The 25,341-nt window shown below is 65.9% G+C and carries 20 protein-coding genes; 10 read left to right on the forward strand and 10 right to left on the reverse strand.

Annotated elements, in window-relative coordinates; all coding sequences use genetic code 11:
* Positions 1–9: 9 nt before the first annotated feature.
* The 3 genes from Q8T13_20380 to Q8T13_20390 all read left to right on the forward strand — a co-directional run bounded on the left by Q8T13_20380 (position 10) and on the right by Q8T13_20390 (position 4,711).
* The gene (locus Q8T13_20380; GenBank protein ID MDP3720126.1) at positions 10–2,346 is read left to right on the forward strand and encodes a heavy metal translocating P-type ATPase; all 2,337 of its coding nucleotides are present in this window, start codon (positions 10–12) and stop codon (positions 2,344–2,346) included.
* Between the two features lie 51 nt (positions 2,347–2,397).
* The gene (locus Q8T13_20385; protein ID MDP3720127.1) at positions 2,398–3,873 is read left to right on the forward strand and encodes a PQQ-binding-like beta-propeller repeat protein; all 1,476 of its coding nucleotides are present in this window, start codon (positions 2,398–2,400) and stop codon (positions 3,871–3,873) included.
* A gap of 163 nt (positions 3,874–4,036) precedes the next feature.
* Entirely contained in the window at positions 4,037–4,711 is a 675-nt protein-coding gene (locus Q8T13_20390; protein ID MDP3720128.1) for a type 1 glutamine amidotransferase domain-containing protein, read from the forward strand.
* A 100-nt stretch (positions 4,712–4,811) separates the two neighbouring features.
* On the opposite strand, the gene Q8T13_20395 is transcribed toward Q8T13_20390, so the two are convergent.
* Positions 4,812–5,384 carry a hypothetical protein gene (locus Q8T13_20395; protein MDP3720129.1) on the reverse strand — a complete coding sequence of 191 codons (573 nt, stop codon included), beginning with the start codon at positions 5,382–5,384 and terminating at the stop codon, positions 4,812–4,814.
* Positions 5,385–5,606: 222 nt separating this feature from the next.
* Between Q8T13_20395 and Q8T13_20400 the strand changes: the two genes are divergently transcribed.
* The 3 genes from Q8T13_20400 to Q8T13_20410 are packed head-to-tail and all read left to right on the forward strand — an operon-like array spanning position 5,607 to position 11,822.
* A complete protein-coding gene (locus tag Q8T13_20400) occupies positions 5,607–6,776 on the forward strand; it encodes an FIST N-terminal domain-containing protein (GenBank protein MDP3720130.1) in 1,170 nt (389 codons plus the stop codon).
* 7 nt (positions 6,777–6,783) lie between these two features.
* Positions 6,784–8,439, forward strand: coding sequence for an ATP-binding protein (locus tag Q8T13_20405; protein ID MDP3720131.1), 1,656 nt, complete (start codon positions 6,784–6,786; stop codon positions 8,437–8,439).
* Positions 8,440–8,498: 59 nt separating this feature from the next.
* Entirely contained in the window at positions 8,499–11,822 is a 3,324-nt protein-coding gene (locus tag Q8T13_20410) for an MASE1 domain-containing protein (GenBank protein MDP3720132.1), read from the forward strand.
* 246 nt (positions 11,823–12,068) lie between these two features.
* Here the strand turns inward: Q8T13_20410 and Q8T13_20415 are convergent, their stop codons facing one another.
* The 5 genes from Q8T13_20415 to Q8T13_20435 form a co-directional block, all read right to left on the reverse strand.
* On the reverse strand, positions 12,069–12,929 hold the full coding sequence (locus tag Q8T13_20415; protein ID MDP3720133.1) for a hypothetical protein: 861 nt from the start codon (positions 12,927–12,929) through the stop codon (positions 12,069–12,071).
* Positions 12,930–13,102: 173 nt separating this feature from the next.
* On the reverse strand, positions 13,103–13,480 hold the full coding sequence (locus Q8T13_20420; protein ID MDP3720134.1) for a hypothetical protein: 378 nt from the start codon (positions 13,478–13,480) through the stop codon (positions 13,103–13,105).
* A gap of 42 nt (positions 13,481–13,522) precedes the next feature.
* Positions 13,523–15,292 carry a GSU2204 family CXXCH-containing (seleno)protein gene (locus Q8T13_20425; GenBank protein ID MDP3720135.1) on the reverse strand — a complete coding sequence of 590 codons (1,770 nt, stop codon included), beginning with the start codon at positions 15,290–15,292 and terminating at the stop codon, positions 13,523–13,525.
* Positions 15,293–15,303: 11 nt separating this feature from the next.
* Complete coding sequence (locus tag Q8T13_20430; protein MDP3720136.1) at positions 15,304–16,332, reverse strand: GSU2203 family decaheme c-type cytochrome; 1,029 nt, start codon at positions 16,330–16,332, stop codon at positions 15,304–15,306.
* Positions 16,333–16,458: 126 nt separating this feature from the next.
* On the reverse strand, positions 16,459–17,826 hold the full coding sequence (locus tag Q8T13_20435) for a sigma 54-interacting transcriptional regulator (protein ID MDP3720137.1): 1,368 nt from the start codon (positions 17,824–17,826) through the stop codon (positions 16,459–16,461).
* Positions 17,827–18,002: 176 nt separating this feature from the next.
* Between Q8T13_20435 and Q8T13_20440 the strand changes: the two genes are divergently transcribed.
* Positions 18,003–19,577 (forward strand): Fic family protein, encoded by a 1,575-nt coding sequence (locus Q8T13_20440; GenBank protein ID MDP3720138.1) that lies wholly within the window; start codon positions 18,003–18,005, stop codon positions 19,575–19,577.
* 18 nt (positions 19,578–19,595) lie between these two features.
* Here Q8T13_20440 and Q8T13_20445 read toward each other — a convergent pair whose 3' ends face one another.
* The 4 genes from Q8T13_20445 to Q8T13_20460 all read right to left on the reverse strand — a co-directional run bounded on the left by Q8T13_20445 (position 19,596) and on the right by Q8T13_20460 (position 22,837).
* Positions 19,596–20,093: a hypothetical protein gene (locus tag Q8T13_20445; protein ID MDP3720139.1), complete on the reverse strand. Its 498-nt coding sequence runs from the start codon at positions 20,091–20,093 to the stop codon at positions 19,596–19,598.
* 102 nt (positions 20,094–20,195) lie between these two features.
* Entirely contained in the window at positions 20,196–20,381 is a 186-nt protein-coding gene (locus tag Q8T13_20450; protein MDP3720140.1) for a hypothetical protein, read from the reverse strand.
* A gap of 197 nt (positions 20,382–20,578) precedes the next feature.
* Positions 20,579–21,730 (reverse strand): AAA family ATPase, encoded by a 1,152-nt coding sequence (locus tag Q8T13_20455; GenBank protein ID MDP3720141.1) that lies wholly within the window; start codon positions 21,728–21,730, stop codon positions 20,579–20,581.
* Between the two features lie 129 nt (positions 21,731–21,859).
* Positions 21,860–22,837 (reverse strand): nitroreductase, encoded by a 978-nt coding sequence (locus Q8T13_20460; protein ID MDP3720142.1) that lies wholly within the window; start codon positions 22,835–22,837, stop codon positions 21,860–21,862.
* 215 nt (positions 22,838–23,052) lie between these two features.
* Here Q8T13_20460 and Q8T13_20465 point away from each other — a divergent pair, with 215 nt between their 5' ends.
* The 3 genes from Q8T13_20465 (at position 23,053) to Q8T13_20475 (ending at position 25,337) form a co-directional block, all read left to right on the forward strand.
* Positions 23,053–24,012, forward strand: coding sequence for an alpha/beta hydrolase (locus Q8T13_20465; GenBank protein MDP3720143.1), 960 nt, complete (start codon positions 23,053–23,055; stop codon positions 24,010–24,012).
* A gap of 82 nt (positions 24,013–24,094) precedes the next feature.
* The gene (locus Q8T13_20470; GenBank protein MDP3720144.1) at positions 24,095–24,787 is read left to right on the forward strand and encodes a Crp/Fnr family transcriptional regulator; all 693 of its coding nucleotides are present in this window, start codon (positions 24,095–24,097) and stop codon (positions 24,785–24,787) included.
* 97 nt (positions 24,788–24,884) lie between these two features.
* The gene (locus tag Q8T13_20475) at positions 24,885–25,337 is read left to right on the forward strand and encodes a hypothetical protein (protein MDP3720145.1); all 453 of its coding nucleotides are present in this window, start codon (positions 24,885–24,887) and stop codon (positions 25,335–25,337) included.
* The last annotated feature ends 4 nt before the right edge of the window (positions 25,338–25,341 follow it).

Raw genomic sequence — 25,341 nt, forward strand, 5'->3', positions numbered from 1 at the left:
CGTTAACCAGTGGAGGCCGCAGTGGCGACGCATCAACATGACACCCCCGACTCGAGCGAAGCCCTGGACCCGGTCTGCGGGATGACGATCGCTCGGGCCGACGCGGTCGGCACATTGGACCATGCCGGCCACACCTACTATTTCTGCAGCGACACCTGCCTGCAGAAGTTTCGCCAGAACCCCGGCGAATTCGTGGGCGAGAAGCGCGGCGCGAGCACCGCGCCGGCCGAGGCCGACGCCGAATACACCTGCCCCATGCACCCGGAGATTCGGCAGCGGGGGCCAGGCTCCTGTCCGATCTGCGGCATGGCACTGGAGCCGGTAACCGTCACGCTCGACGAGGGACCGAACGAAGAGTTACAGGACATGACCCGCCGGTTCTGGTGGTCGCTCGTGATCACCGCGCCGATCCTGGCCGTCATGGTGGCCGAGTTCCTACCCGGCCACCTGCTTCACCGATTGCCAGCCGGCTGGCTGAACTGGATCGAGCTCGCCCTCGCGACACCGGTGGTGCTGTGGGGCGGTTGGCCGTTCTTCCAGCGCGGCTGGGCATCGGTGATCTCGATGCACCTCAACATGTTTACCCTGATCGCCCTCGGCGTCGGCGCAGCCTACGGATACAGCGTCGTCGCGACGCTGGCCCCTGGCCTCTTTCCCGAGTCATTCCGAATGGGCGATCGCGTCGCGGTGTATTTCGAGCCGGCAGCCGTCATCGTTGTCCTGGTCTTGCTTGGCCAGGTTCTGGAACTGCGCGCCCGCGCCGGCACTGGTGCCGCAATTCGAAACCTGCTGGGGCTTGCACCGAAGGTCGCGCACAAGATCGCCGCGTCGGGCGACGAGGAAGATATTCCTGTCGAACACGTGCAGGTGGGCGATCGGCTCAGAGTCCGTCCCGGTGAGCGGATTCCGGTTGACGGCGTCGTCGCCGAAGGGGTCACGACGATCGACGAGTCAATGGTGACCGGCGAACCGATCCCGGTTGAGAAGGCCGTCGAGGCGAAGGTCACTGGAGGGACGGTCAACGGCACCGGGGCCTTCGTCATGACTGCGGAGCGCGTTGGTGCTGACACGCTGCTGGCGCAAATCGTGCGGATGGTCAGCGAAGCGCAACGTTCCCGAGCCCCGATTCAGCGTCTCGCCGATACCGTATCGGGGTGGTTTGTCCCAATCGTCATCCTGGTGGCGATCATCACGTTCGGCGTCTGGTCAATCTACGGGCCTGAACCGCGCTTTGCTCACGCGATCGTCAACGCGGTCGCGGTGCTGATCATCGCCTGCCCATGCGCGCTTGGCCTCGCCACGCCGATGTCGATCATGGTGGGCACCGGGCGGGGGGCGGAACTTGGGATCCTGCTCAAAAATGCCGAGGCGCTCGAGCTGTTCGAGAAGGTGAATACCATCGTTGTGGACAAGACCGGCACGCTGACCGAGGGCAAGCCGCGCCTGGCGCTTGTCGAGCCGGCTGCCGGCTTCACCGAAGACGTCGTTCTCCGGCTCACCGCGAGCCTCGAACACGTCAGCGAACATCCGCTCGCGCGAGCCATTGTCGATGGCGCACGCGAGCGCGGGACGACGCTCGCTCCTGTGTCTGACTTCGCATCGGCCACCGGCAAGGGCGTCAGTGGCGTCGTGGAAGGGCGGACGGTGACGATCGGCAACCTCCGGCAAATGGAGGATCTCGGCGTCGATCTTTCGAACCTGCGATCGCGCGCCGACGAGCTTCGCGCAAAAGGCCAGACGGTAATGCTGGTTGCGATCGACGCGAAGGCTGCGGGGCTGATCGCGGTCGCGGATCCAATCAAGGAATCGTCTCGAGAGGCAATCAGAGAGCTGAAGGCACAGGGCATTGATGTCGTCATGCTGACGGGCGATAACAAGACCACAGCCATGGCGGTCGCCCAGTCGCTGGGCATCGAGCACGTCGAGGCTGATGTCCTGCCTGATCAGAAGGCCGCCGTCGTCCAGCGACTCCAGAAGGAAGGAAAGATCGTGGCCATGGCGGGCGATGGCATCAACGATGCGCCCGCGTTGGCCCAGGCGAACGTCGGCATCGCCATGGGAACGGGTACCGATGTCGCGATGGAGAGCGCCGGAGTCACCCTCGTCAACGGCGATCTGAGAGGCATCGTGAGAGGGCGTGCATTGAGTACCGCGACGATGAAGAACATCCGCCAGAATCTGTTCTTCGCCTTTGTCTACAACGCTCTGGGCGTGCCAGTGGCGGCAGGGCTTCTTTATCCCTGGTTTGGAATTCTGCTGAGCCCGATGATTGCGAGCGCAGCAATGACTTTCAGTTCGGTGTCAGTCATCGGCAATGCTCTCAGACTGAGACGCGCGACTTTCTAGCTGGTCATGGCCCGGAATTCCGCCGCTCAAGTGACGTCAGGTAGTGTGGCCGTGAGCCTCGTTGCGCTCATGGGTGCCTGTTCCCTTACGTCGCCGGCCTTCGCCCAGGCTACGGCGGGCAAGCCCACGGCAGCTGTCGAGCCGCAGACGTCGAGTCAACCGGCTGGTCCCGAGAAGTCCGCTCGCTGGCCCCGGTTTCGCGGACCCGATTCAAACCCGGTTTCCGACAATCGCAACCTGCCCGTCACGTGGTCCAAGACTGAAAACGTCGAGTGGGTCGCCGACGTGCCCGGTGTCGGCTGGTCGTCGCCGGTGGTGTGGGGAAACCGGGTCTTCCTGACCGCTGCGACCAGTGAGCAGCGGATGAAGCCACCCTCACTCGGAACGGATTTCAGCAACGAGTACCTCGCCGAGCTGCGCAAGCAAGGGCTCTCGGCTGACGAGATCAACACACGCCTCTGGGCACGCGACCGCGAGATGCCGCAAGACATCGTCATCAGCCTGATGCTGTTTTGCTACGACCTCGAGAGCGGGCGGCGGTTGTGGGAACGCCAGATCTATCAGGGCAACCCTCGCGGCGGGCGACACGTCAAGAACAGCTTTGCGTCGGAGACGCCGGTCGTCGACGGCAACCGTGTCTATGCCTACTTTACCGACTACGGGCTGTACGCCTTCGATTTCGACGGGAAGCCGATTTGGGCCACGCCGTTCGATCGCCGCGCGACCATCCGCGACTACGGAACGGGCGCCTCGCCCGCGCTATACCGGGACCGCTTGTTCGTGTTGAACGACAACGAGGAGCACAGCTTTCTGGCGGCCTATGATGCCCAGACTGGCAAGCAGCTATGGCGCACGCCTCGCACGGTCCAACCCGCCAGGAAGACCGGCTGGTCCACGCCCTTCGTGTGGGAAAACCGGCTGCGCACGGAAGTGGTGACCCTGGGCCCCGGCGTGGCCATCAGCTACGGCCTCGATGGCCGAGAGCTATGGCGCCTCAACCGGATGGGCGCGGTGGCGATCCAGAGCCCATTCGCCGTGGACGGAATTCTGTACATGACCTCCGGCACCTCCGGCGACGACAACAAACCCATCGTCGCCATTCGCGCCGGTGGGGCGGGCGATATCACGCCACCTGAATCAGTGAACAAGAATGACTACGTCGTGTGGTACGACCGGGTGGCCGGCGGCACCTATCTGCCAACGCCGGTGATCTACAGGAATGGACTGTACGTCCTCTACGACAAAGGCATCTTCTCGCGCTACAAGGTCGAAACCGGCGAGCGGGTCTTTCGATCCCGCGTGGCGCCGGGCGCCGCCGCGTTCACGGCCTCCCCATGGGCCTACGATGGAAAAGTCTTCCTGCTGAGCGAGGAGGGCGACACCTTCGTGGTCGAGGCCGGCGACGAGTATCGGCTGCTGGGCGTCAACTCGCTTGACGAATTCGCCATGGCGACGCCGGCCATCGTCGGCGACCGCCTGCTGATCCGTACCCAGGGTCACCTTTATTCCATTCGCAATCGCCGCTAGTCTGGCTTTGGCGGGGCGTCCAGCGAACGCTGAAGCTGCTCGATGCGGCGGCCCGAGATGTTCACAAGAGCACAGACGCCCTGCGGCCCCTTCCCGCATCATCAGTCGTGACGAAGGAGAACGATCCACCCAAAACACAGGCAGATCGAAAGGCGACCACCCGATGAAGATTCTCATGGTTCTCACCTCGCACGACAAACTCGGCGACACTGGCAAGAAGACCGGTTTCTGGCTCGAGGAATTCGCCGCACCCTATTACGTCTTCAAGGATGCCGGCGCCGACGTCACACTCGCCTCGCCCAAGGGCGGACAGCCCCCGCTGGATCCCACCAGCGACGCGGACGATGCACAGACCGAGGCGACCAAACGCTTTAAAAGCGACCAGGCGGCCCAAACCGATCTGGCACACACTGTCGTTCTCTCCACGGTATCGGCCGATGGGTTCGATGCGATTTTCTATCCGGGCGGTCACGGCCCACTGTGGGACCTCGCCGAGGATGCCGACAGCATCAAGCTGATCGAAACGTTCGCCTCCAGCGACCGCCCGATCGGCGCAGTCTGCCACGCCCCGGCGGCGTTCAAGCACCCGAAGGGCGCAGACGGCAAGCCACTGGTCTCGGGCAAGACCGTGACCGGGTTCACCAACACCGAAGAAGAGGGCGTCGGGCTGACCAACGTGGTCCCCTTCCTGATCGAGGACATGCTGAAAGCCAACGGCGGCATCTATGAAAAACGCGCCGACTGGGCATCTTTCGTGGTGACCGATGGCAAGCTGGTCACAGGCCAGAACCCGGCCTCATCCGAAGACGCAGCGCGCAAATTGCTGGGCCTGCTGTGAAGCGGCCGGCCGAGGATGACGACGATGGTGGTGAGCCAGGCTGGCGCGTCACCGACGTCACCTCCGGCCCACCACCTGCGACTATGTGCACCCTCGCTGCCTATCGAGCCGGTGCCTGGATGCCCAGCGTCTTCACCAGAGCATCGACGATCGGACTGGCTTGATTGGCCTTGTTCACCGCGAGCACGAGGTCGCCGTCCTGATGCGCATCGGTTGCGTCGCTCCATAACTCCTTAGCCGACTCGAGCGACGACTTGGCGCCGTCGAGCGTGCTCTTGTTCATGCCCCGCGGCAGGCGTCGCATCGCGTCGAACTCGGCAATCTTGCCCTCGATCTGTCCAACGGTGGCCGGCATGCCCGCAAACCCCGCCCATTCGGTCGAGAGTTGCGCCTTGCGCGACGCCGCGGCTTCCGCTGCGCTGGTGACCGCGCCGCTGGCCGACTGCACGCCAGCGAGTGCGCCAGCATAATCTTCGCCGTCGAACTTCGACTTGACCGACGCTACGGCGGCGTCAACGCCCGCCAACCGGTCGGGTGCGAAGCGTTCGATCTCGGGCCTGGCTTCGGACGCCGCGGTCTCGAGTCCCTTCACGGCCAGCTCGGCCGGTTCCTTGTCCGACGCACAACCAGCAGCGAGCGTCGCGGCCAGCACCATCATGATCAACTTCTTCAATTGTCACCTCCTGAATTACCCGCGTGCCGATGCGAGTACCAATGGTCTTGCACAATCAGTGCCGAGTTAAGATTTCAGAACCACCTGAACAGCCACAGATGACTTCGGTCAGACACGTCAAGCTCGACCATGACACGACACTGGTCCAGTGACGCGTGGTGTCATACGACAGAGCTGTGGTGGACTCTTTCGTACGAAATTGCAGTGCGCTAGAATCGCCGTGTGCCGACTCACACTGCCGCCGTATACACCGACTCATCCAATAGCGCCGAGGCCGGTCGCCACTTGGCCACTCAGTTGAAAGGCGCCTTCGGCGGCGAGACGCCGGATGCCTTAGTGGTCTTCGCGTCATCCCGATTCAATTATTCCGATCTACTCAGCGCCATAAGGAATGAGATCAACCCGGACATCATGATCGGCGCCTCGTCAGCCGGCGAATTCGTCCGCGGACACCGCGGCGAAGGCACCGCCTGCGCTCTCGGTATTCGATCCACCGAGATGCAGTTTGCTGCGGGGGTTGGACGTGGCGTGAGCAAAGATCGCGGCGCGGCGGCGCGCCAGCTCATCGGCGCCTTCAATGGTGTCAATGCCGACGATCCCCGTCATCGCACCGCGCTCGTGATGACCGATGCGCTTGCCGGACATGGCGACGAACTCGTCGAAGAGCTCACCATCGCGACTTCCGGACGCTATCAATTTGCCGGCGGCGGGGCCGGCGACGACGCGCGTTTTGCCAAGACGCACGTATTTCTTGGCACCGAGGCCTATGACGATGCGGTCGTGGGGCTCGAGATTCTGTCTGATCGCCCAGTTGGAATCGGCGTCGGTCACGGCTGGACGCCGGCGAGCGTCGCTTTCCGCGTGACCGAGGCTGACCGGTCACGGCTGGTCAGTCTCAACGGCATGCCAGCGGCGGAAATCTTCGAAGAGCACGCCTCCGCCACGGGCCAATCGTTCGCTCGCGCAGACCCGTTGCCGTTCTTCCTCCACAATATCCTGGGTATCGACATCGGCGGCGGCTACCGCTTGCGCGTGCCTCTGAAGGTTAACGACGACGGGTCCGTGACGTGCGCTGCCGAGATTCCACACGGCGCGACGGTCTACGTGATGCAGACGACCGCCGACAGCGCGGTCGCGGCTGCCAGCCAAGCGACGACCGCCGCCTTGCAGAAGCTGCACGGCGGCAAGCCCGGTGCGGCGCTGTTCTTCGACTGCGTCGCGACGCGGCTCCGAATGGGGGACGCGTTCGGTTTTGAACTCGAATCAGTCGCTGAGGCCCTCGGCGACGCGGTGCTCGTCGGCTGCAACACCTACGGGCAAATCGCGCGCGCCGATGGACAATTCGGCGGCTTTCACAACTGCACAGCCGTCGTGCTGGCATTTCCTGCTTAAACGACCGGTGGATCTGACGACGCTGCGTCTCGCCATCGCGCTGGTGAACCGCGATGAACGAGCGGCGGCGGTCAGCCGCCTGGCCGCGCATGCCGGCGCGTGTGCATTGTTCGTGCTGATCGAAGATCCAGAGCTCGGCACCCTGGTGCCAGCGCCCGGGCTGGTCTCGACCCTCCCGGGCGGCCGCGCCTGGCGCGAACTGCTGGGGCGCCGCCAGCCTGGACTGCACCGCGTCCGCGTCCCGACTGCGCCAGCTGCACCACCCGTTGACGCCATTGCCATTGCCACCGCGTATGCCGTGATGGTGTTCGTGGGTGAACACACCGACCTCGCCGTCGTCGAAGCCGCCGGAGAAATGCTACCGGCGATCGGGTCGGCGCTGCGGATGGAACAACAGGTGGTGGCCGCGCGCGGCGCGATGCGCGCCGCTCAGGAAAGCGTGCGTGACGGCCAGGCGTTGGCCGATGCGCTCGATCGCGCGCGCGCCGAGCTCGAACTCAAGGCGCGTTCGCTGACGGAGGCACGCGCGCGTGCCGAAGATGCGACCCGAGCGAAGGACCAATTTCTGGCGATGCTGGGGCACGAGCTGCGCAATCCGCTGGCGCCGATTACCACGGCGTTGCATCTGATGCGGATGCGCGGCATGGCCTCGCGCGAACAGGACATCATCGAACGCCAGGTGGCGCATGTGACGCGCCTGGTCGACGACTTGCTCGACGTCGCGCGCATCACGCAGGGCAAGATCGAGCTGCGGCGCGAGTGCCTCGAACTCGGTGCCGTGACGGCGCGGGCGATTGAAATGGTGGGCCCGCTGCTCGAGAAGCGCCAGCAGGTGCTGCGGGTCGACGTCGCGAGCGTTGGTCTGGCAGTCGACGCTGATCCGGAACGGCTCGCGCAGGTGATCGCGAACCTGCTGACCAACGCCTCGCGCTACAGTGCGCCCGCCAGCCGCATCGTGGTGACGGGCGAACGCGACGGCGAAAACGTGCGGCTGTCGGTCGTCGATCAAGGCATCGGGATCGCGCCAGGGATGCTGTCGCGCATCTTCGAGACATTTGTGCAGGCGGCCCCCTCGTCCGATACGCAGCGCGGACTCGGCCTCGGGCTCGCCATCGTGCGAAGCATGGTCCATCTGCACGGCGGCACGGTCAGCGCACATAGCGCCGGGGTCGGGCACGGCAGCGAGTTCGTCGTCGAGCTGCCCGCCAGCGCTGACCTCAACCCACCGCGCCGGCGCGCCATGCCAGGGCCCGCTAACGAGCCCACCAGCCTACGAGGTCTGAGCGAGCGCGTGCTAATCGTGGACGACAACACCGATGCCAACGAGTTGTTGGCAGAGATGCTGGCGTCGTTGGGCTTCGAGGTGTGCACCGCGGCCGATGGCGACTCCGCAATCGCGCGCGCCGCGGACTTCAAACCAGCGATCGCGCTCCTGGACATTGGTCTCCCAGGGATCGACGGGTACGAGCTGGCGCGCCAGTTGCGTGACCTGAGCGGCGATTCGATCCGGTTCGTGGCGGTCACGGGCTTCGGACAGGACGTTGACCGCGCGCGTTCGCGCGTGGCCGGTTTCGACGCCCACCTCGTGAAGCCGGTGGAACCGGAACTGCTGCACCGCGTGCTGACCGAACTCCGTTACCAGAACCCCCCGCCGTCCTGTTGATGCCCATCCAGGGCAGAGCTCGGCAGTAGCCATTTCGTCCTGGGCTAGACTGCTGAGCAGTGCCCGTCTCTACCCGCACCGCCGTGACCGGCCGGCTCGCGCTCATCGCCATCGGCGTGACGGCGGCGTACTTCATCGCCGCAGACCTGGGTTTCGAGGTCGCGGTCCTCGCTGAGCAGGTCACGACCGTCTGGGCACCGAGCGGCATTGCCATGGCCGCGCTTCTGCTCTGGGGCCGGGCGCTGTGGCCGGCCGTGTGGCTCGGGGCGTTCCTCGCCAATGCCGGCTCATCCGCGCCCCTGTGGACCGCCGCCGTCATCGCGACGGGCAACACCTTGGAGGCGGTGGCAGCGGCATGGCTCCTGCGCCGGGATCCCGCGTTCGATCCGCGCCTGCGCCGCCTTCGGGATGCAGCCCGCTTGATCGTCCTTGGCGCGGCGCTGGCGACGACCATCAGCGCGACCATCGGCGTGGCGACGCTGTGCCTGGCGGCGCTGCAACCGTGGGACCGCTTTCCCAGCCTGTGGGCCGCGTGGTGGATCGGCGACGCGCTTGGCGTGCTCGTCGTTGCACCGGCCATCCTGACGGTCACCGCGTCGGTCAGGGGCGACGCACCGCGCAATTGGGTCCCGGTCGTCGCGCTCGTGTTGGGCAGCGCCGCGATCACGGCCATCGTGTTCGGCCAGGTGTTTGGCGCGACGGTGGGCGAGGGCGTGCTGCACTACGTGGTGTTTCCGCTTGTCGCGGTTGCCGCCGTGCGAGTCGGACAGCCCGGGACGGCGTTGGTCATTCTCGCGGTCTCCGCAGGTGCCATCTGGCACACGGTCGTGGGCGCCGGTCCATTCGCGTCCCCAGACCTCAATCGCGGCCTGATTCGGCTACAGGTGTTCATGGCGGTGCTCGCCACGACCGGGCTGATGCTGGCGGCGGCCATCTCCGAACGGCTGACCGGCCAGCGCCGTCGCGGCGCCGCGTCAGGCATCGGCGACGTGCTCGCCGAGGCCCGCGACCTCGAGGAGGCCGCCCCGGCCATTCTCCGGCAGGTCTGCGAGAACCTTGAGTGGCCGATCGGTGCCCTGTGGCTGGTGGACGCCGGCGAACAACGGCTCCGTTGCTGCGCGGTTTTGAGCTCGGCGGGAGTCCGCGGGGCGCCGTTCGAGCGCGCCACGAGTGAGATGCGGTTCGCCCCCGGCGTGGGCCTGCCCGGGCGGGTCTGGGCCTCCGGCCGCGCGGCCTGGATCGAGGACGTGGTCGAAGACCCAAACTTTCTCCGCGCGCCGGTGGCGCGCGAGGCCGGCGTGCACGGAGCATTTGGTTTCCCGATCAAGCTCGGCAACGAGGTCGAGGGCGTCGTCGAGTTTTTCAACTACGACGTGGTCGCGCCCGATGAGGACCTGCTGGCCACGCTGTCGACGGTCGGCAACCAGCTCGGACAGTTCCTTGGCCGCAAGCGCGTCGAGCGCGAAGTGATCCAGGAGCAGCGGCGCACCCGCGCGATCCTGGACACGGCGCTGGACGCCGTCATCGCCATGGACCATCGCGGGGTCATTACCGAGTTCAACCCCGCGGCGGAACGAGTCTTCGGGTACCGCAAGCAGGACGCGCTCGGGCGCGACCTCGCGGATCTGATCATTCCGCCCGACTTGCGGGCGCAGCACCGGGCGGGGTTGGCGAAGCACCTGGCGACCGGCGAAGGGCCATTCCTGAACCGCCGAGTGGAGACCCGCGGCTATCACGCCGACGGCCACGAGTTCCCAATCGAGGTGGCAATCATCAACGTGCCGGATGAAGGTGCGCCGCGGTTCACCGGTTTCGTGCGGGATCTCACCGATCAGAAACTTGCCGAGAACGCGGTCCGTAATAGCGAAGAGCGGTTCCGCACCTTGGCGGCCAGCAACAGCGCCCTCAGGCTGTACGAACAGGATCACGATCTTCGCTATCGCTGGGTGTTCCCACTGCATCCCGAGTTCCCCGACTACCTCGGCAAGACCGACGACGAGCTGTTGCCACCCGGCGAGAGCGGGCAGCTTACGTCACTGAAGCGGCGGGTTCTCGAAACGGGCGTCGGGTGCCGTGATGAGATCACCGTCACGCTACCGACCGAGCAACGCAGCTTCGACTTGACCGTCCAACCGCTGATGGACGGCAGCGGGGCGATCGCCGGCGTGTCCGGGGTGGCTATCGACATCACCGAACGGAAACGCACCGAGCAATTGCTCCGCGACAGCGAGGCGCGGCTTCTGGAAGCGAGTCGCCACAAGGATGAGTTCCTGGCGATGCTGGCCCACGAGCTCCGCAATCCACTCGCGCCGATTCGCACCGGGCTCGAGCTGGTGCGGCTCGCCGGGGACACCCCCGACGCGGTCGCGCAGGTTCGGTCGATGATGGAGCGCCAACTTGGCTACATGGTCCGCCTGATCGACGATTTGCTCGATGTCTCGCGCATCTCGTCTGGCAAGATTCACCTGCGGCGCCGGCCGACGCCCCTGGCGGAGCTTGTTGACGGCGCGGTCGAGGCCAACCGCGCCGCGATCGAGGCGGCGGGCCTCGAGCTGCACATGAAGCTCCCCGAGACCCCGGTGCTGCTCTTCGTTGACCCGACGCGATTCGTACAAGTGCTGTCGAACTTGCTGAACAACGCCACGAAATTCACCGACACCGGCGGACGGATCGTGATCTGCGGGGTGGTCGCACCCGGGGGCGCCGGCGCGGCTGAACTGAATTTGTCGGTCAGTGATACCGGTATTGGCATCTCTGCCGAAATGCTGCCCCGAGTGTTCGATCTGTTCACACAGGAAGAGCAGACGCCGCGTCGCGCCCAGTCGGGTCTTGGCATCGGGCTGGCACTGGCGCGCCGAATCGTGGAGATGCACGAGGGGCACCTCATCGCGCGCAGCGAGGGCCCAGGTGCCGGCAGCGAATTTACAATACGAATGCCAGTTCTCGGTCCCGATGTTCAACTGCCTGCCGAACCCCCCGCGCGCACTGAGCGCCGCGCGATCAACCGGCGTGTGCTCGTGGTCGACGACAATGCCGACGGCGCTGAAGTGCTGGCCGCGCTGATCCGCGCGATGGGGGGCGAGGTCGAAACGGCCGGTAACGGCCTGGAGGCCATTCGGCGCGCCGGGACGTTCGGCCCTGACACGATCTTTCTCGATATCGGTATGCCCGGCATGGATGGCTACGAAACCTGCCGGCGGATCCGGCAGGAACCGTTCGGTCGAAACGTCACGCTGGTCGCTCTGACCGGATGGGGCCAGGAGCGCGACAAGCAGCGTGCCGCAGCAGCGGGGTTCAATGTGCACTTCACGAAGCCCGTCGATCCGCTGAAACTCCGGCAGTTGCTCGGCGACCCGATAGCATCACCGGGGAGCGCGACCTAGCGTCGCGGGTGGCCTTCTCCTTGAATCCGGTTTCGACTTCAGGGACATCCTCCGTTGGCTGTTGAACAGCTTCCGCAACGGACCGTCAGGGTGGCCATGAGTCACGACAGCTCGATGTTCTAAAGGGTACAGCGTGACGGCCCGCCGCGCGGGGTTGAATCAAGGTCTAGCGATGTCTTGATATATGTCAAGGGTGGCGCGACGGACGAGCCTTTCGCTCGCCCGCCGCGCCAATCCGACCTCGTGCTACTGCGCGAAGTACGTGGTCCCGCCGACCGTGATGCTGAGGTTGTTCAGTTGGTAGCTGCCGAGGAAATTTGCCTCGGTGTCACCGTAGATCACGTTGAACCCGTAGCCGCCGCGCGGCGCCCCGCTACCTACGTGCGGCCACGGGAAGCCCGGGGGACTCATGATCGTCACGTTGTTCGGGATGCTCGCCAGCGTCGCGTTGGCGCCATTGCAGAGCAGGTACTGAGCCACTCGCGTGGCCGGACCGGTGCTGCACAACCAGCCCAGGTCATTGGTGTTCGTCTCGTGCACCTTCCATTCGGTGCGGGTCTGGAAAGCGGTCCCGCGGTAGTCGTTCTCCGACCCGATGATTGCGTAGTTGGTTCCGTCGGTCACCCAGATGTTCAGGTAGGCCGGATTGGCGGCCCCGCTCACCTTGTCCCAGTCCGTTGATTCGAGGCTGTTGATTTGGACGCCGTCGAAGAAGTTCGTGCCGTAGCCAACCTTCTGTCCTTCACGGGGCGTCTTCGCATGGAAGCCGTCGCCCTCGGCATTCTCCACGATGCTCAGGTCAAAGTCCCATGGCTCCTCTGTCGTCCTGTCGTTGTTGCGGATGTAGAAAGCGAAGAAATCCGGCTGCGCCAGCACTGCGGCGCAGTCCGCGTCGAAGTCGTAGCCCGGCAGGCCCGGGATGCCTTCGCCCGGCAGCGCGTCGCCATGCGCGCGGTGAGCGGTCACCGCGTTCAAGCTGACATTGATTTTCTGGAAAGCCCCGTTGCCACTCGCGTGGCAGACGTCGGCCTTCCTGGCCTGGGCGAATACTGACGAGGACAGCGCGAGGCCGATGCAGACGGAGAGAGCGACTGCGTAACGTCTCATGGTGGACTCCTGGGGCAAACGATGGGGAGGGCGCAAGAACCGCCGTACCGATGGAGTCTGGACCGGTCTCTTGCCATAAGTCAACAGGGTTCGAGGACGTTTCGCCTGGAAAAGGGAATGGCCGGGGCTCATACCCCGGCCATTTTGGGTGCGGACCTGCCGAGCCACCCGGGTCAGAACACCCAGGTCACCCCGCCAAAGACCCGCGCGTGGCTCCCGGTCACGCTGAACAGGTACGGCTCCTTGTCGTCGTACTTGCTGTAGTCCACCGTCACATTCACGACGAGCGGGTCCGAGACCCGGAAGTTCATCCCGCCGTTCACGCCAATTCTCGTGAACTCGAGGTTCGAGAATGAGGCCATCGTCGCCGAGTGCAGCGGGTAGTCGAGTCCCACCATCTGCGCGGTGTACTCACCCCCGTCGTAGGCGAAGTCGGTAATCGTCGCCACCGCGCGGTTCCACGCGAAGTTGGCGAACACCTCGGCGCGCGCCGTGGGGTAGGCCTGAATGCCCATCCAGGCGCTGCTGCTGGTGTTGTCATAGCCGGCCATGTCGGTGCGGGAGCCAAACTGGCCCCCCGTGATGCCGGCCGCTCAACCAGAAAACGCGAGCGTGCTGAAGAGCGTCTCCAGTTGCTCCTTCTGGTAAACGTAGCCCGCTGTGAGCGCCCACTTGTCGTCGGCGGCAAACCAGATGTCCACCCCAGGTGCGCTGGTCATGCGTCCCCATTCCGAGAAACCGAGCGCGTCGTTCTGGCTGTCGCGCCACCGGTAGTGCCCGGTAATCGCCAGCCGCTCGTTCGGCGTCACCGTCAGCAGGCCCTCCGCGAACAGGCTCTGCGTGGGGAACGACGTGAGGTCGGCCTGGCGCGATTGGTACATCGTGTAGTACTGCAGGCCCGTGAGCGGCGAGAGGCCGGGACTGGGCGTTGGCTGCAGCACGGCCGGAATCGCGGCCTTGTGGTGCAGGAAGGGATCCTCGGTATTCTCGAACTGCACGCGGAACCGCGCGTTCACCTGCTTGTTGATGGCGCTCCTCCCGGCGGCGTACAGGGTGTGGGTGGTGGTCTTCTCCACCTCGAAGTACTCACGCTCGACGGCCTCGAAGCCGTAGCCAAACCGCAGGAAGGTGCGCCTGGCCGGCTGGGCGCTCAGCTCGACGCCAAACTCCGTGGGCGTGCGATTCATGGACGATTCGCGAACGAAGTCGAAGGTCGCCGGAAACGCCGTGGGGAACGCCTGCGAATAGGTGAGGCCGGCCGAGAGGCCGGCCGGCGTGGTTTGCTCCACCACGTCCACGAACACACTGTCGTTCTCGAGCGAGTAGCGGCGGAAGTCGGCCTTCACCGACATCTTCTTGCCGAGGGGCACGAACAGCCGCGTGGAGCCGCCGGTGTAGTCGTAGGCCAGGTTCTGGTCCACGTTTTCGGTGTGCGACTGCGTGAAGGTGCCCGAGAGCGACGCGTCCTTCATGGCGAGTCGGGCGCGCAGCGTGTTGCTGTACTTGTGGATGGCCGGATCCGACGAGACCGGCAACAACCCGTTCGCATCGTCGTACTGCACGCGGTTGAGGAAGATGTCCTGCAGCGTGGCGGGCTGGATGGCATTGTCGTACTGGAACAGCGGGTTGGCGCCGCTGTCCTCGTAGTCACGATCGGTGAACGTGTACTCCGCGGTGAAGGCGGAGAGCGAGAGGCGGGCACCGGCCGTGAGGGTGCGCGTCACCTCCTCGTACCTCTTGGTGAAGGCCACCGTGTGGCAGTTGGCGCAGTGCGCCACGGTCATCACCTGGTGCGAGCCGCCTCGGGTCTGGCGTTCGTGGCCCAGGAAGAAGGTCATGTTCTTGAGGTTCAGGTCCACGCCGGCCGTGAGGTCGCCGTATTTCATCTCGTACTGCGCCGTGGGATCGGTGTCGTCGTGGCGGACGATGAAGGTGCCGCCGATGCCGGAGCCGCCGTCCACGTAGTCGAGCGTGTCGTGGTCGAGCCGGTGGGGCAGGCTGCGGTAGGTGACGTGCGCCTTCAGGATCCGCTTGATGTCCACCGAGGCCGCGTAGTTCTGGCCGCGCGAGTCGCCGCCGTTGATGGCGGTGATGTCGTATCGGAACCCGTTCTTCTCGCCCCACAGCAGGGCGGTGATTGATGCCAGGGCGTCTTTATCGGTTACTCGATACTCAGCCACGCGGCCCTGGTAGCCGTCGGTGGAGAAACCGGAGCCGCCGAGGGAAAACATGCCCTCCCAAGCCGGGGCGGAAGCGGGGGCGGTCGGCGCCGGAGCCGGCGCCGGGGTCTGGGCGGCCAGGGGCTGAGCAAGAACGAGCGTCGCCACCGCCGTGGCGACCACGCTGGTGATTCGCGAGCGCATGGTGATCCTCCTCACTTGGTCAGGCCCTTGCCGCGACCCGAGACGCCCTGCGAGGGCATGTCGGAGCCGTGCACCTTGTTGTGGCAATTGCTGCAGCGGGTGTTGAACGCCGCCATGAAGCTCAGGTTGCCGTTGGGATTGCTGGAGCCGCCCGTCGGCAGGCTGTAGGGAACCGTGGGCGCCACGCGCGCGTTGTGGAAATGCATCTCGTGACACTGCAGGCACAGGAAGGGCTCACCCTGCTTGAGCAGGTTGTTCGCCACGGTCCCGTGCGGCGCGTGACAGGTGAGGCAGCTCTCGGTGACAGGCGCGTGCTCGAAGACGAAGGGGCCGGCCTGCTTGGCGTGGCAGGTGGTGCACAGGTCGTTGATGCGCTCGTCAGTCTTGATCAGGCTCAGATTGCGGCCGTGCACTTCGTGACACGAGCTGCACGACATCAGGCCCTCGCGCACCGGGTGGTGCGAGCTCTGCGCGAATTGGGCGCGCTGTTCCTTGTGGCATTTATAGCAGGTCTGGGCCTCGCCCTTGCCGAGCGGGCTGTCTTGTTTCACGAGGGCGTTCTTCGGTGCGGGGGCCGTGGAGTGCACCGGCTTGAGGCCATCGGCCCTCGTCAGGGCGCCCGCCACCTGCCGCGATTGATGCACCGTGTGGCACGAGCCGCAGCCCACGCCCGACGTCGAATGCACGCTGCCCGCCCACGCCATGGCCTTGTCCTGCCGGTGGCAGGTCAGGCAGGCCTTGACGGACGCGGGATCGTCCGCCACTTCGAAGGTACGAATCAGCGCCTTGTCGCCACTCTCGGCGTGGAGGCTGCCCGGACCGTGACACGATTCGCAGCGCGAGGGCAGGCCTCGCGTCTCGAAGGCAGCAAGGGCGCCGTGTTGGGATCGGTCGAACTGACGGACAACTTCCTCATGGCACGTGGCGCAGGCCTCTTGTCCCACGACCGTTGCCGTGGGAGGAGCCGTCTGCGTGATGACCGCGGACGACGCCATGAAGAAGCCCGCCAGGCAGAGGAGCGCGGTACGGGTATGACTCATATGAGTTCCTGATTGCCGTTGAACAGCAAGTCAGGTGCCGTCGGATTCGCGCGTGAGATGCGGCCTGGTCGCCGGGCGCGCAACGTGGCGTCGCAACAAAACGTTGCACGGCTGCGACAGGATGTCTCAGGACTCGAGGCCGGCTTCGCGCATGCGGCGCCACAGCGTCGCGCGGCTGATGCCGAGGGCACGCGCCGTCTCGGCGCGCCGCCAGTGGTGCGCGTCGAGCGCTGCCGCGAGCGCGGCATCGTCGCCTCCCGTGCGCGCGGCCGCCGTCACGGGCGGCGCCCCCGGCGCTGTTGGCGCCGGCGCGAAGAGCACGTCGGGCAGGTCCTCGCGCTGGATGGTCTGCCCCCGGGCGACCGCGACGGCGTACTCCAGGACGTTCTCGAGCTCCCGGACGTTGCCCGGCCAGCGATACCGGAGCAGCACCTCCAGGGCGTTCGGCGAGAACCGCAGCACGCGGCCGTGCGCGTCGCAGACGCGGCCGAGCACCTGGATGGCGAGCGGCTCGATGTCCTCGAGGCGGTCGCGAAGTGGGGGCACCTCGATCGCGACGACGCGCAGGCGATAGTAGAAATCTTCACGGAAGCGCCCTTCGGCGATCGCCTGGGCCAGGCTCGCGTTGGTGGCGGCGATGATGCGGGCGTCGGTGTGCCGCGTCCGGCTTTCCCCGACGCGCTCGAAGGTCCGCGCGTGCAGGACGCGCAGCAGCTTTACCTGCATCGGCAGCGGCATGTCGCCAATCTCGTCGAGGAAGAGCGTCCCGCCGCTGGCGGCCTCGAACCGGCCCTCGCGGTCGCGGACCGCGCCGGTGAAGGCGCCGCGCACGTGGCCGAACATCTCGGTCTCGAGCAGTTCGCCCGGCAGCGCGGCGCAGTTCACCGCCACGAACGGGCCGTTCCAGCGAGGCGAGCGGCCGTGGATCGCGCGCGCCAGCACTTCCTTCCCCGTGCCGCTCTCGCCGGTGAGCAGGACCGTCGGCTCGCTGTCGCGCAGATTGTCCACGAGGCGGAAGATCCGCAGCATCGACGGCGACCGCGCCACCATCTCGCCGAACACCACGGGCGTGTCGCCGGCAGCGCCTTCGTCTTCAGCAGGCCGCATCACAAGCAGATACCGGATGCGGGTGTCGCAGACGCCGTCTGCCGAGGCCACCGGTGCGGCGCTGATGGACATCAGCCGTGGCCGTTCCCCGCCAAGCGCCAGCAAGGCCCGCCAGCCCTCGCGCCGCTCCCCGCCTGCTAGCGCGCGGCGCAGCGTGCCGTCGGGGCCGAACAGGTCGTCGCCGAGCAGATCGGCCACAGCCCGTCGCTCCGCCGCCTGCGCGGTCCCGGCGCCGAACAACTCGTCGAGCATCGGCGACGCGTGCAGCACGCGGAAACCGGCGTCCAGGCAGATGACGATGCGGCCGAGGGCGCCGAAGGCGGTGTTGACTCCCGCCCATGCCGCCGCCTGGACCAGCCGATCGACCGCCGCCTGATCGGAAGCCACGCGACCACCTGCCGCAACGTGCGTGCCATCAGCCGTGAGGCCCAAATGTCCCCAAGAATGGCCATCAGCCCCAGAACTACTGCGAAAAATCCCCGGCTCGCGGAATTTTAGGTGCCGCAACCATGGCCGATAGACATGAAAACCTATTAATGATAAAACATGAAAACCTATTGTAAATGCGACGCAATAACCTATTTTCTATGCCGTCCCCGCCAGAAAAACTCGCTGATTCCCTCGACGCCCTGCGCGAACTGCAGAGCCGCGGCAGTGTGGCGATCCGGTCGGGAGACCTGAGCCGTACTCACCGGCAACGCTTGGTCCAGAACGGCTTTCTCCGCGAGGTGATGAAGGGCTGGTACGTCCCGGCGCGTCCCGATGAAGCTCCGGGAGACAGCACCGCATGGTATGCGTCCTTTTGGGACTTCTGCGCCTCGTACCTGACCGCCCGTTTCGGCGACGAGTGGTGTCTCTCGCCCGAGCAGTCGCTGGCGCTTCAGGGTGGCAACCGCACCGTCCCCGGCCAATTGGTGGTTCGGACACCAAGAGGAGGCAACAAGCCCACGGCGCTTCCGCACGGCACATCCCTGTTCGATGTGCGAAACGCGATGCCCCCGGCCACCGAGGTCAACGTCATCGAGGGGCTGCGGCTGTTTTCGGTGCCGGCGGCTCTGACCAGCGTCACTGAACAGTTTTTCCAGCGCGCGTCCACGGATGTCCGTGCCGCCATGGCGAGCGTGAAAGACGCGTCGGACATCCTGGCGCTGTTGCTCGAGGGCGGCCACAGCACGATTGCCGGCCGGCTGGCGGGCGCCTTCCGAAACCTCGGCGAATCACGAATCGCTGACGACATCGTCAAGACGATGGAGAAGGCTGGCTATACGGTCAACGAGAGCGATCCGTTCATCGATCGCCGGACGATGGTGGCGACGCGCGCGGTCTCGCCGTATGTCAATCGCGTCCGCTTGATGTGGGACGCGATGAGGACACCCGTCCTCGATGTCTTCCCGGTGGCACCGGGAATTCCTGGCAACCGCGATGCCTATCTCAGGGCGGTCGACGACGCGTATATCGCGGATGCGTATCACTCTCTTTCCATCGAGGGTTATCGCGTCAACGCGGAGCTGATTGAACGGGTGCGAAGCGGATCCTGGAACCCGGCGGAGAACACACCGGACCGCCAGAGCCGAGATGCGCTCGCCGCGCGTGGCTACTTCGACGCGTTCACCAGTGTGAAGACGAGTGTCCGGAAGGTGCTTGGCGGAAGCAACGCCGGCGAGATCGTCCGCGACGACCACGGTGATTGGTACCGCCAACTGTTTGGGCCAAGCGTCACGGCCGGCATCATCCGCGCGGCTGATCTGGCCGGTTATCGAACGGGACCCGTGTACATCCGGCGTTCCATGCACGTCCCGTTACCACGAGAGGCGGTCCGGGATTGCCTGCCGGTCTTGTTCGATCTGCTTGCCAACGAACCCGAGCCGGCGGTGAGGGTGGTGCTCGGACCTTTCGTGTTCGTTTACATTCATCCCTACATGGATGGCAACGGCAGGATGGGGCGGTTTCTCATGAATCTGATGCTGGCGTCGGGCGGCTATCCGTGGACCGTCATTCCGGTCGAAAGGCTCGGCGATTATCTGCCGGCGCTGGAATCGGCGAGCGTCCGCCAGGACATCACTCCGTTCGCGACGTTCATCAGTGACCTGGTCGCCGCGCGCCTGCGGGGGGGAACGGCCCCGGCGGTTCCCGGCTGAGCGCGGAACCCCGTGGCGTCAGTGCGGCTCGAGCTTCTGCAGATCGCGGATCTCGCGCAGGGTCCTGCGCATCTCTTCGACCGTCTTCATCTGCTCGAGCGTCGATTGCATGGAGTCGGCGGTCGCGTGCACTGACGCGACGGTCGCCTGGCGCGCCTCCTCGGCGGCGTGGCGGGCTTCCTCGCCGGCCGTCCGTGCCGACTCGGCAGCTTCTCGAAGACGCTCCTGGTCCTGCCGAACCGCTTCGAGCGCCTCCCGGTGCTGGTCGCGCATCTCGCGCGCTTCTTCGGCGAGTGCCCGAAAGCGCTCGGCTTCCTGCCGAGCGGACTCCGTATCGGATTGGACGGACTCGGCCTCGCTGCGGCCTTGCTCGGCGTCGCGACGGCCCTCTTCGCTGACCTCCCGAACATCCTCCGCCTGCTGGCGATCTTGCTCGGCGCTCGCGCGGCCGACTTCGGCCGCTTGACGACGACTCTCGGACGGCGGGCCGTCCTTGGCTGGCGGCAGTGTCGACATTGGAACCTCGCTCAGACTTCGCGCCCATGAACTTGCGCACGGTGCGCACTTTCAACCTACCAAGAGCGGCGGCAGGTCGATGTCCTCAATGAGACACCGGGGCTAGCTCGGCGGGTTCCGGTCTTTGTCTTTGGATTCGGCTTCCGCCTCGGGCGCATCTGGGCCCTTCGCCTTGTTCCCGGCCGCAGCGCCGGCCTTGTTGCCGTCCACATCCTCGGCGCCCCTGTTGTCGCCGGGGGCGTTGGCTGGCGGATGCGGCTCAGCCGCCTTGTTCTGTGTAGTAGTCATATTGAGTCCTTCGTTGCGCTTAGTTGCCAGACGACGTACCTTGCCCGCCGCCGTGGCCCTTCTTCTTTCCACCTGCGGCTCCGGAGTTACCCTGACCGCTATTCTTCTTATCGCTGTTTGACATACCGGGACTTGAAGCAAACCGAGTGCCGCATTTGGGCACGTCGTGTGCGGACAGGACTGCCAACAAGGAGTTACTACGCTCCACGCGGCATCAGTGTGGGCAGTTCGTCAATAAAGGCCTTCACGGGCCACACCTCGATGCCATCGTCGGTCGTGCGTCTCCGGGATTCCAGGCACACGACGATCCGCCGCGCGCGCGGGTGATCCTCGTGGAGGTGGCGCAAGCCCCTGAAGTGGTCGGAAGTAATCCTGGCGGTAGCCTTGGCTTCAATGGCCACCGCCATGTTGCCGATGATGAAATCGACTTCGATGCCGCTGGCGAGACGCCAATAGTGCAGTTCCGCGCCGGCCTCGAGATACGCGTTGGCCGCCACAAGTTCGTGAAAAACCCAGTTCTCGAAAGCTTTCCCGAAGAGTTCGCCCCCGGGCTGCATGACGCCGCGCCTGGCCAGGTGATTGACGACGCCGACGTCTGAAAAGTAGAACTTCGGGGCGGCGACGACGCGGCGCTTTGGCCGCTTGGTGAAGCCGGGCAGCCAGCGCCCGAGCAGCGTGTCTTCAAGGATGCCGAAGTGCCCTTTCACCGTTGGGCCCGAAACGCCGCAGTCGCGCGCAATGTTCGCAAAGTTGACGAGGTCGCCATCCGACAGTGCGGCTGCGCTGAGGAAGGTGGAGAAGACCGGAAGATTTCGAACCAATCCTTCGGCTGCCACTTCTTCCTTGAGATAGTCGCCCACATATGACGCAAGCGCGCGCTCCGGACGGGCGGACCCAAAGAGGCTGGGCAGATAGCCGTGATTGAGCAGGCGCACGAGGTCGAAGTCCTTGCCCAGTTCGGCGGCGGTCAATCCATGCAGCTCGTAGCGAACGGCCCGCCCGCCGAGCAGGTTGGCAGCACCTCGCCGGACCTTGCGCGCGCTCGACCCGCACAGGGCGAAGCGCACCTTGAGGTGTTCGTGCATCCAGTGCACCTCGTCCAGGAGGGCCGGCACCCTTTGCACCTCGTCGATCACGACCTGTCCACCACGAGGCCGGCTCCGCAGCTCTTCGCGCAGGAGCTCCGGACGCTCCAGGTAGCGCCGGTATTGGTCGGCCTTGAGGAGGTCGACCCAAACGGCATCGCCGTACGCCTGTTTCAGGAGGGTGGTCTTGCCGGTCTGGCGGGGCCCCCACAGGAAGAAAGTCTCTTGGCCCGCCGGCGGCAGCTGCAGGCTCCTGGTAAACATGATGTTTACTTTATCATGATTAAGCAAAGACGATATATGTCACAGCCGGGCCGAGTGAGCGAACCCGGCCAACACTCCGAACAGGACGATGGAGGCCATACGACCGCCTGTCACAGGGGTCACCTCCGGTCACGAACTGGCGATGATGTCCGCGACCGCGCGACGGGGTGACGCGGGCAGAGCGTCGGCGGCGACACCCATTCTCAGCAGCAACTGCGCGAAACCGGGGCGACCGGTGAGCTGCTGCAACGTCGGACGGAGGGCAGCAACCTGCACCGGCTGGTTCAAGTACGACGCCTGCAAGCCATGCCGAACGCCCTCTAGCAAGAGCCGCTGCAGGGCCTGTCCCGCAGCCACCCAGTGGCGTGGCTCGTCGCCAGTGGTCGACAACACCGCGAGCAGTGGCGATTCGTCAGCGAGCTGGCGGTCCTTGGCGGCGACGCCGTGCCCCATGTCGAAGGTCCGCACCACCAGTTGCGCCACGGGAACGGCGAGGGCCGGCAGCGTCAGGCCATCGCCCCGGCGGCGTGGATGCATCCAGGCGGCCAGCTCCCGCCGCCAGCTCGGATTGGCCCATAGCGCCTGATCGCCCTCGGCGACGAGCGCGGCCGCACGCTGCCGCTGGTCGTCGGTCGCGAGCACGTGGAGCGCGGCTCCCTCGCGCGTCACCGCGTCCACGAGCACGGGCACCGTCTCCGGCGCGACCGCGGTCGCCGCGAACCTCCGGCGGTAGGTGCGGCGCTCGGTCAGCGCCGCCCACAGCGCGGTGTCAGCCTGGGCAACTGCCGTGGGCGCCAGTCGCACTCGTGCCAGGCAGTCGGACTCGGCCACATCCGGAAAGACGTCCACTGTCGCCTCGAGCCCCTGGGCCGCGGCCGCGACGCGGAGGTTGAACACGGCACAGCCGCAGCTGATGGTCAACTCGCGGTCGTCGGGGTCGTTGACCGGCAGGGCACGCGTGCGGTCGGCCAGAATGTCAACCACATGGTCGTGGAGCCGGAACAGCCAGGGCTGCGTGTTGTGGCTGGACGGCGCCAGGGCCGCCGCCTGTACCAGCGCTTCCAGATCCACAGAGTCGCTCACGTTGACGCGTGAAGATGTCGTCATCGCACACCGTTCTCACCTGGGGGCGGAGCAAGGTGTGTGCCGATTCGGGTCGCGGCGTCGCTCTGGCAACGGGGCGACCAGGCACGTTCGCCGCGGGGGCGCGGCGCGGCATTTTTCGCACCGCTCGGAGAATCACGCACTGTGCAGGTTCAGTCGCCCCCTACCGGCGCTGGCACAGGACGTGCTGCGGAGGCCAGCGTGGCGTGGTTTTCGCTATGCAGGTCCTGAAGCGGGTGCTGCTTGGAACCGCCGTCGCTGGCGGGATTCTGCTGGCTGGTGCGTGGACCGCCTACCAGCGCGACATGCGCCGCGCTTACGATCGCATCGAAGGGAAGAGCAGGGTCGTCTCGTCGCCCCTGGGCGACATCGAGTACACGGAGGGCGGCAGCGGCGGACCGGTGGTGCTCGTCGTGCACGGGAGCGGCGGCGGGTACGATCAGGGGGAGCTGCTTGCGCGGGCGGCGCTCGGCGACCGGGTCCACTGGATCGCGCCGTCCCGTTTCGGCTACTTGCGCTCGACCTTTCACCCTGGCGCGACCTTCGACGATCAGGCCCACGCCTACGCGTACCTGCTCGACCATCTGGGCGTCCGCCAAGCGTCGGTGCTGGCGCTCTCGCACGGTGGGCCGTCGGCTCTGCTGTTCGCGGTGCTTCACCCCGAGCGGGTGACCTCGCTGACCCTGATCTCGGCCGGCGTCAAGTCGGCCACTGACCCGGCGCAGGCCCAGGCGAACCGGCAGGGCGACGCGCTGACGGCGATCTTTCAACGCGACCATTGCTATTGGGCGTTCACGTCGGCGTTTCGCGGCTGGTTCCTCGGGCTCATGGGGGTGACCACGGACGTGACTAGAGACTTGACCGTCGCACAGCGAGCGCTGGCCGACGAACTGATCGACGGCATGAATCCCGTGTCGCGGCGCGCGGCCGGCGTGACCTTCGACAACACGGCGGCGATGCCGAACGAACGCATCGCCGCGATCCGGGTGGCGACGCTGATCGTGCATGCCAGGGACGACACCCTGCAGCTCTATCGCAACGCCGAATTCGCGGCTGCCTCGATCCCCGGCGCGCGGCTGGTGAGCTTCGCCAGGGGCGGCCATCTCGTGCTGGCCGTCGAGCAACCCGCCATCCAGCGATTGATCGCGGATCACGTGGCGGCCCACGCGAGGCCGTGAGCGCGCCAACGGGGCGCCATACGGATTCTACCGCCGTGAATTTTCGAACAACGACGCTCCATGGATGGCAAGATGAGGAGCCGTGTCGAGTACCGTCGTCAGTCTCAAGGCGCAGCCGCTCTTTGCTGCCCTGGATCAGGCCGAGTTGTTGTCGTTGGCCGGCCGGGCACACCTCCGCCGCTACGCGCAAGGCGAGGTGCTGTTCGCCGAAGGCGAGGCCTGCCAGGGCCTTTACGTCCTCGTTTCCGGCAGGGTCAAGATCTTCAAGACCTCGGCGTCTGGTCGAGAGCAGGTGCTGGCCGTGGAGGAACCGGGGAGTTCCTTCGCCGAACTGCCGGTGTTCGACGGCGGTCCGTATCCAGCGTCGGCCTCGGCGATGTCCGACACCGAGGTGTTGTTCATCTCGCGCGCCGATGTGCGCGCGCTCTGCCTGGAACGGCCGGAGGTCGCGCTGAAGATCCTGCAGGTCGTGGCGGCTCGTCAGCGGCGGGTCGTGGCCGTGATCGAAGAGTTGTCCTTCACCACGGTGCGCCAGCGCCTCGTCTCCTGGCTGCTGCGACAGGCCACGGCCAACGGCCGGCCGTCCGGCCGCGGCACCATCATCACGCTTCCGTCCAGTCACCAGGAACTCGCCGCGCATGTCGGCACGGTGCGTGAGCTCGTGTCGCGAAACCTCACCCGGCTCCAGGCGCAGGGATTGATCGCTGTCGAAGCGAGAGAGCTCACCATCCTCGATCGTGAAGCCCTGGAAGCCGACCTCAACTCGTCCGAGTAGATCGGTCTCCCGTCACGCACCAGCCGGCTCGCTGTCGAGTGACATAAGTCACTGCGTGGCGTGACCAGCGCGTCATACTGAAAACGGAGATGGCAGCATGTTCACTCGTTCGACGTTCATCAAAGGTGTCGCGGTTTTGGCCACGGTCACGGTCGTGGTCGGGACGGGCCTGGCGTCTGCCGGCGCGCAAGACGCCGCGAGCATCACCACCCAGGACACTGCCGCCAGGAAGGACGCCATGACCATCCTCGATTTGCAGACGGCGATCGAGCCTGGCACGGACAGGCAGGTGGTGCCGCTGTTCACCGGCCCGCGTCGCACACTGGTCCAGATCACGCTGCGCAACGGGGCCACGCTCGCGGCGCACAACGCGCCCGTGCCCATCACCATTCACTGCGTCGCGGGCAGCGGAACGCTCACGCTCCCCGGCCAGGGCCGAGCGGTGCCACTGAAGCCTGGCGTGCTGGTGACCATCGAGCCCGGCGTCGTGCATGAGATCGTCGCTTCGCCGTCGGTCTCCATCCTGTTGACCCAGTTCACGGACCAATGACGTC

The organism is Acidobacteriota bacterium (assembly GCA_030697165.1).
Classification (GTDB): domain Bacteria; phylum Acidobacteriota; class Vicinamibacteria; order Vicinamibacterales; family UBA2999; genus 12-FULL-67-14b.

Bases quoted from the DNA above. Each gene is read 5' to 3' on its own strand.
- Q8T13_20415 (MDP3720133.1), bottom strand. From the start codon at position 12,929: ATGAGACGTTACGCAGTCGCTCTCTCCGTCTGCATCGGCCTCGCGCTG.
- Q8T13_20390 (MDP3720128.1), top strand. From the start codon at position 4,037: ATGAAGATTCTCATGGTTCTCACCTCGCACGACAAACTCGGCGACACT.
- Q8T13_20460 (MDP3720142.1), bottom strand. From the start codon at position 22,837: ATGACGACATCTTCACGCGTCAACGTGAGCGACTCTGTGGATCTGGAA.
- Q8T13_20445 (MDP3720139.1), bottom strand. From the start codon at position 20,093: ATGTCGACACTGCCGCCAGCCAAGGACGGCCCGCCGTCCGAGAGTCGT.
- Q8T13_20440 (MDP3720138.1), top strand. From the start codon at position 18,003: ATGCGACGCAATAACCTATTTTCTATGCCGTCCCCGCCAGAAAAACTC.
- Q8T13_20425 (MDP3720135.1), bottom strand. From the start codon at position 15,292: ATGCGCTCGCGAATCACCAGCGTGGTCGCCACGGCGGTGGCGACGCTC.
- Q8T13_20430 (MDP3720136.1), bottom strand. From the start codon at position 16,332: ATGAGTCATACCCGTACCGCGCTCCTCTGCCTGGCGGGCTTCTTCATG.
- Q8T13_20475 (MDP3720145.1), top strand. From the start codon at position 24,885: ATGTTCACTCGTTCGACGTTCATCAAAGGTGTCGCGGTTTTGGCCACG.
- Q8T13_20420 (MDP3720134.1), bottom strand. From the start codon at position 13,480: ATGGCCGGCTATGACAACACCAGCAGCAGCGCCTGGATGGGCATTCAG.
- Q8T13_20455 (MDP3720141.1), bottom strand. From the start codon at position 21,730: ATGTTTACCAGGAGCCTGCAGCTGCCGCCGGCGGGCCAAGAGACTTTC.
- Q8T13_20450 (MDP3720140.1), bottom strand. From the start codon at position 20,381: ATGACTACTACACAGAACAAGGCGGCTGAGCCGCATCCGCCAGCCAAC.
- Q8T13_20465 (MDP3720143.1), top strand. From the start codon at position 23,053: ATGCAGGTCCTGAAGCGGGTGCTGCTTGGAACCGCCGTCGCTGGCGGG.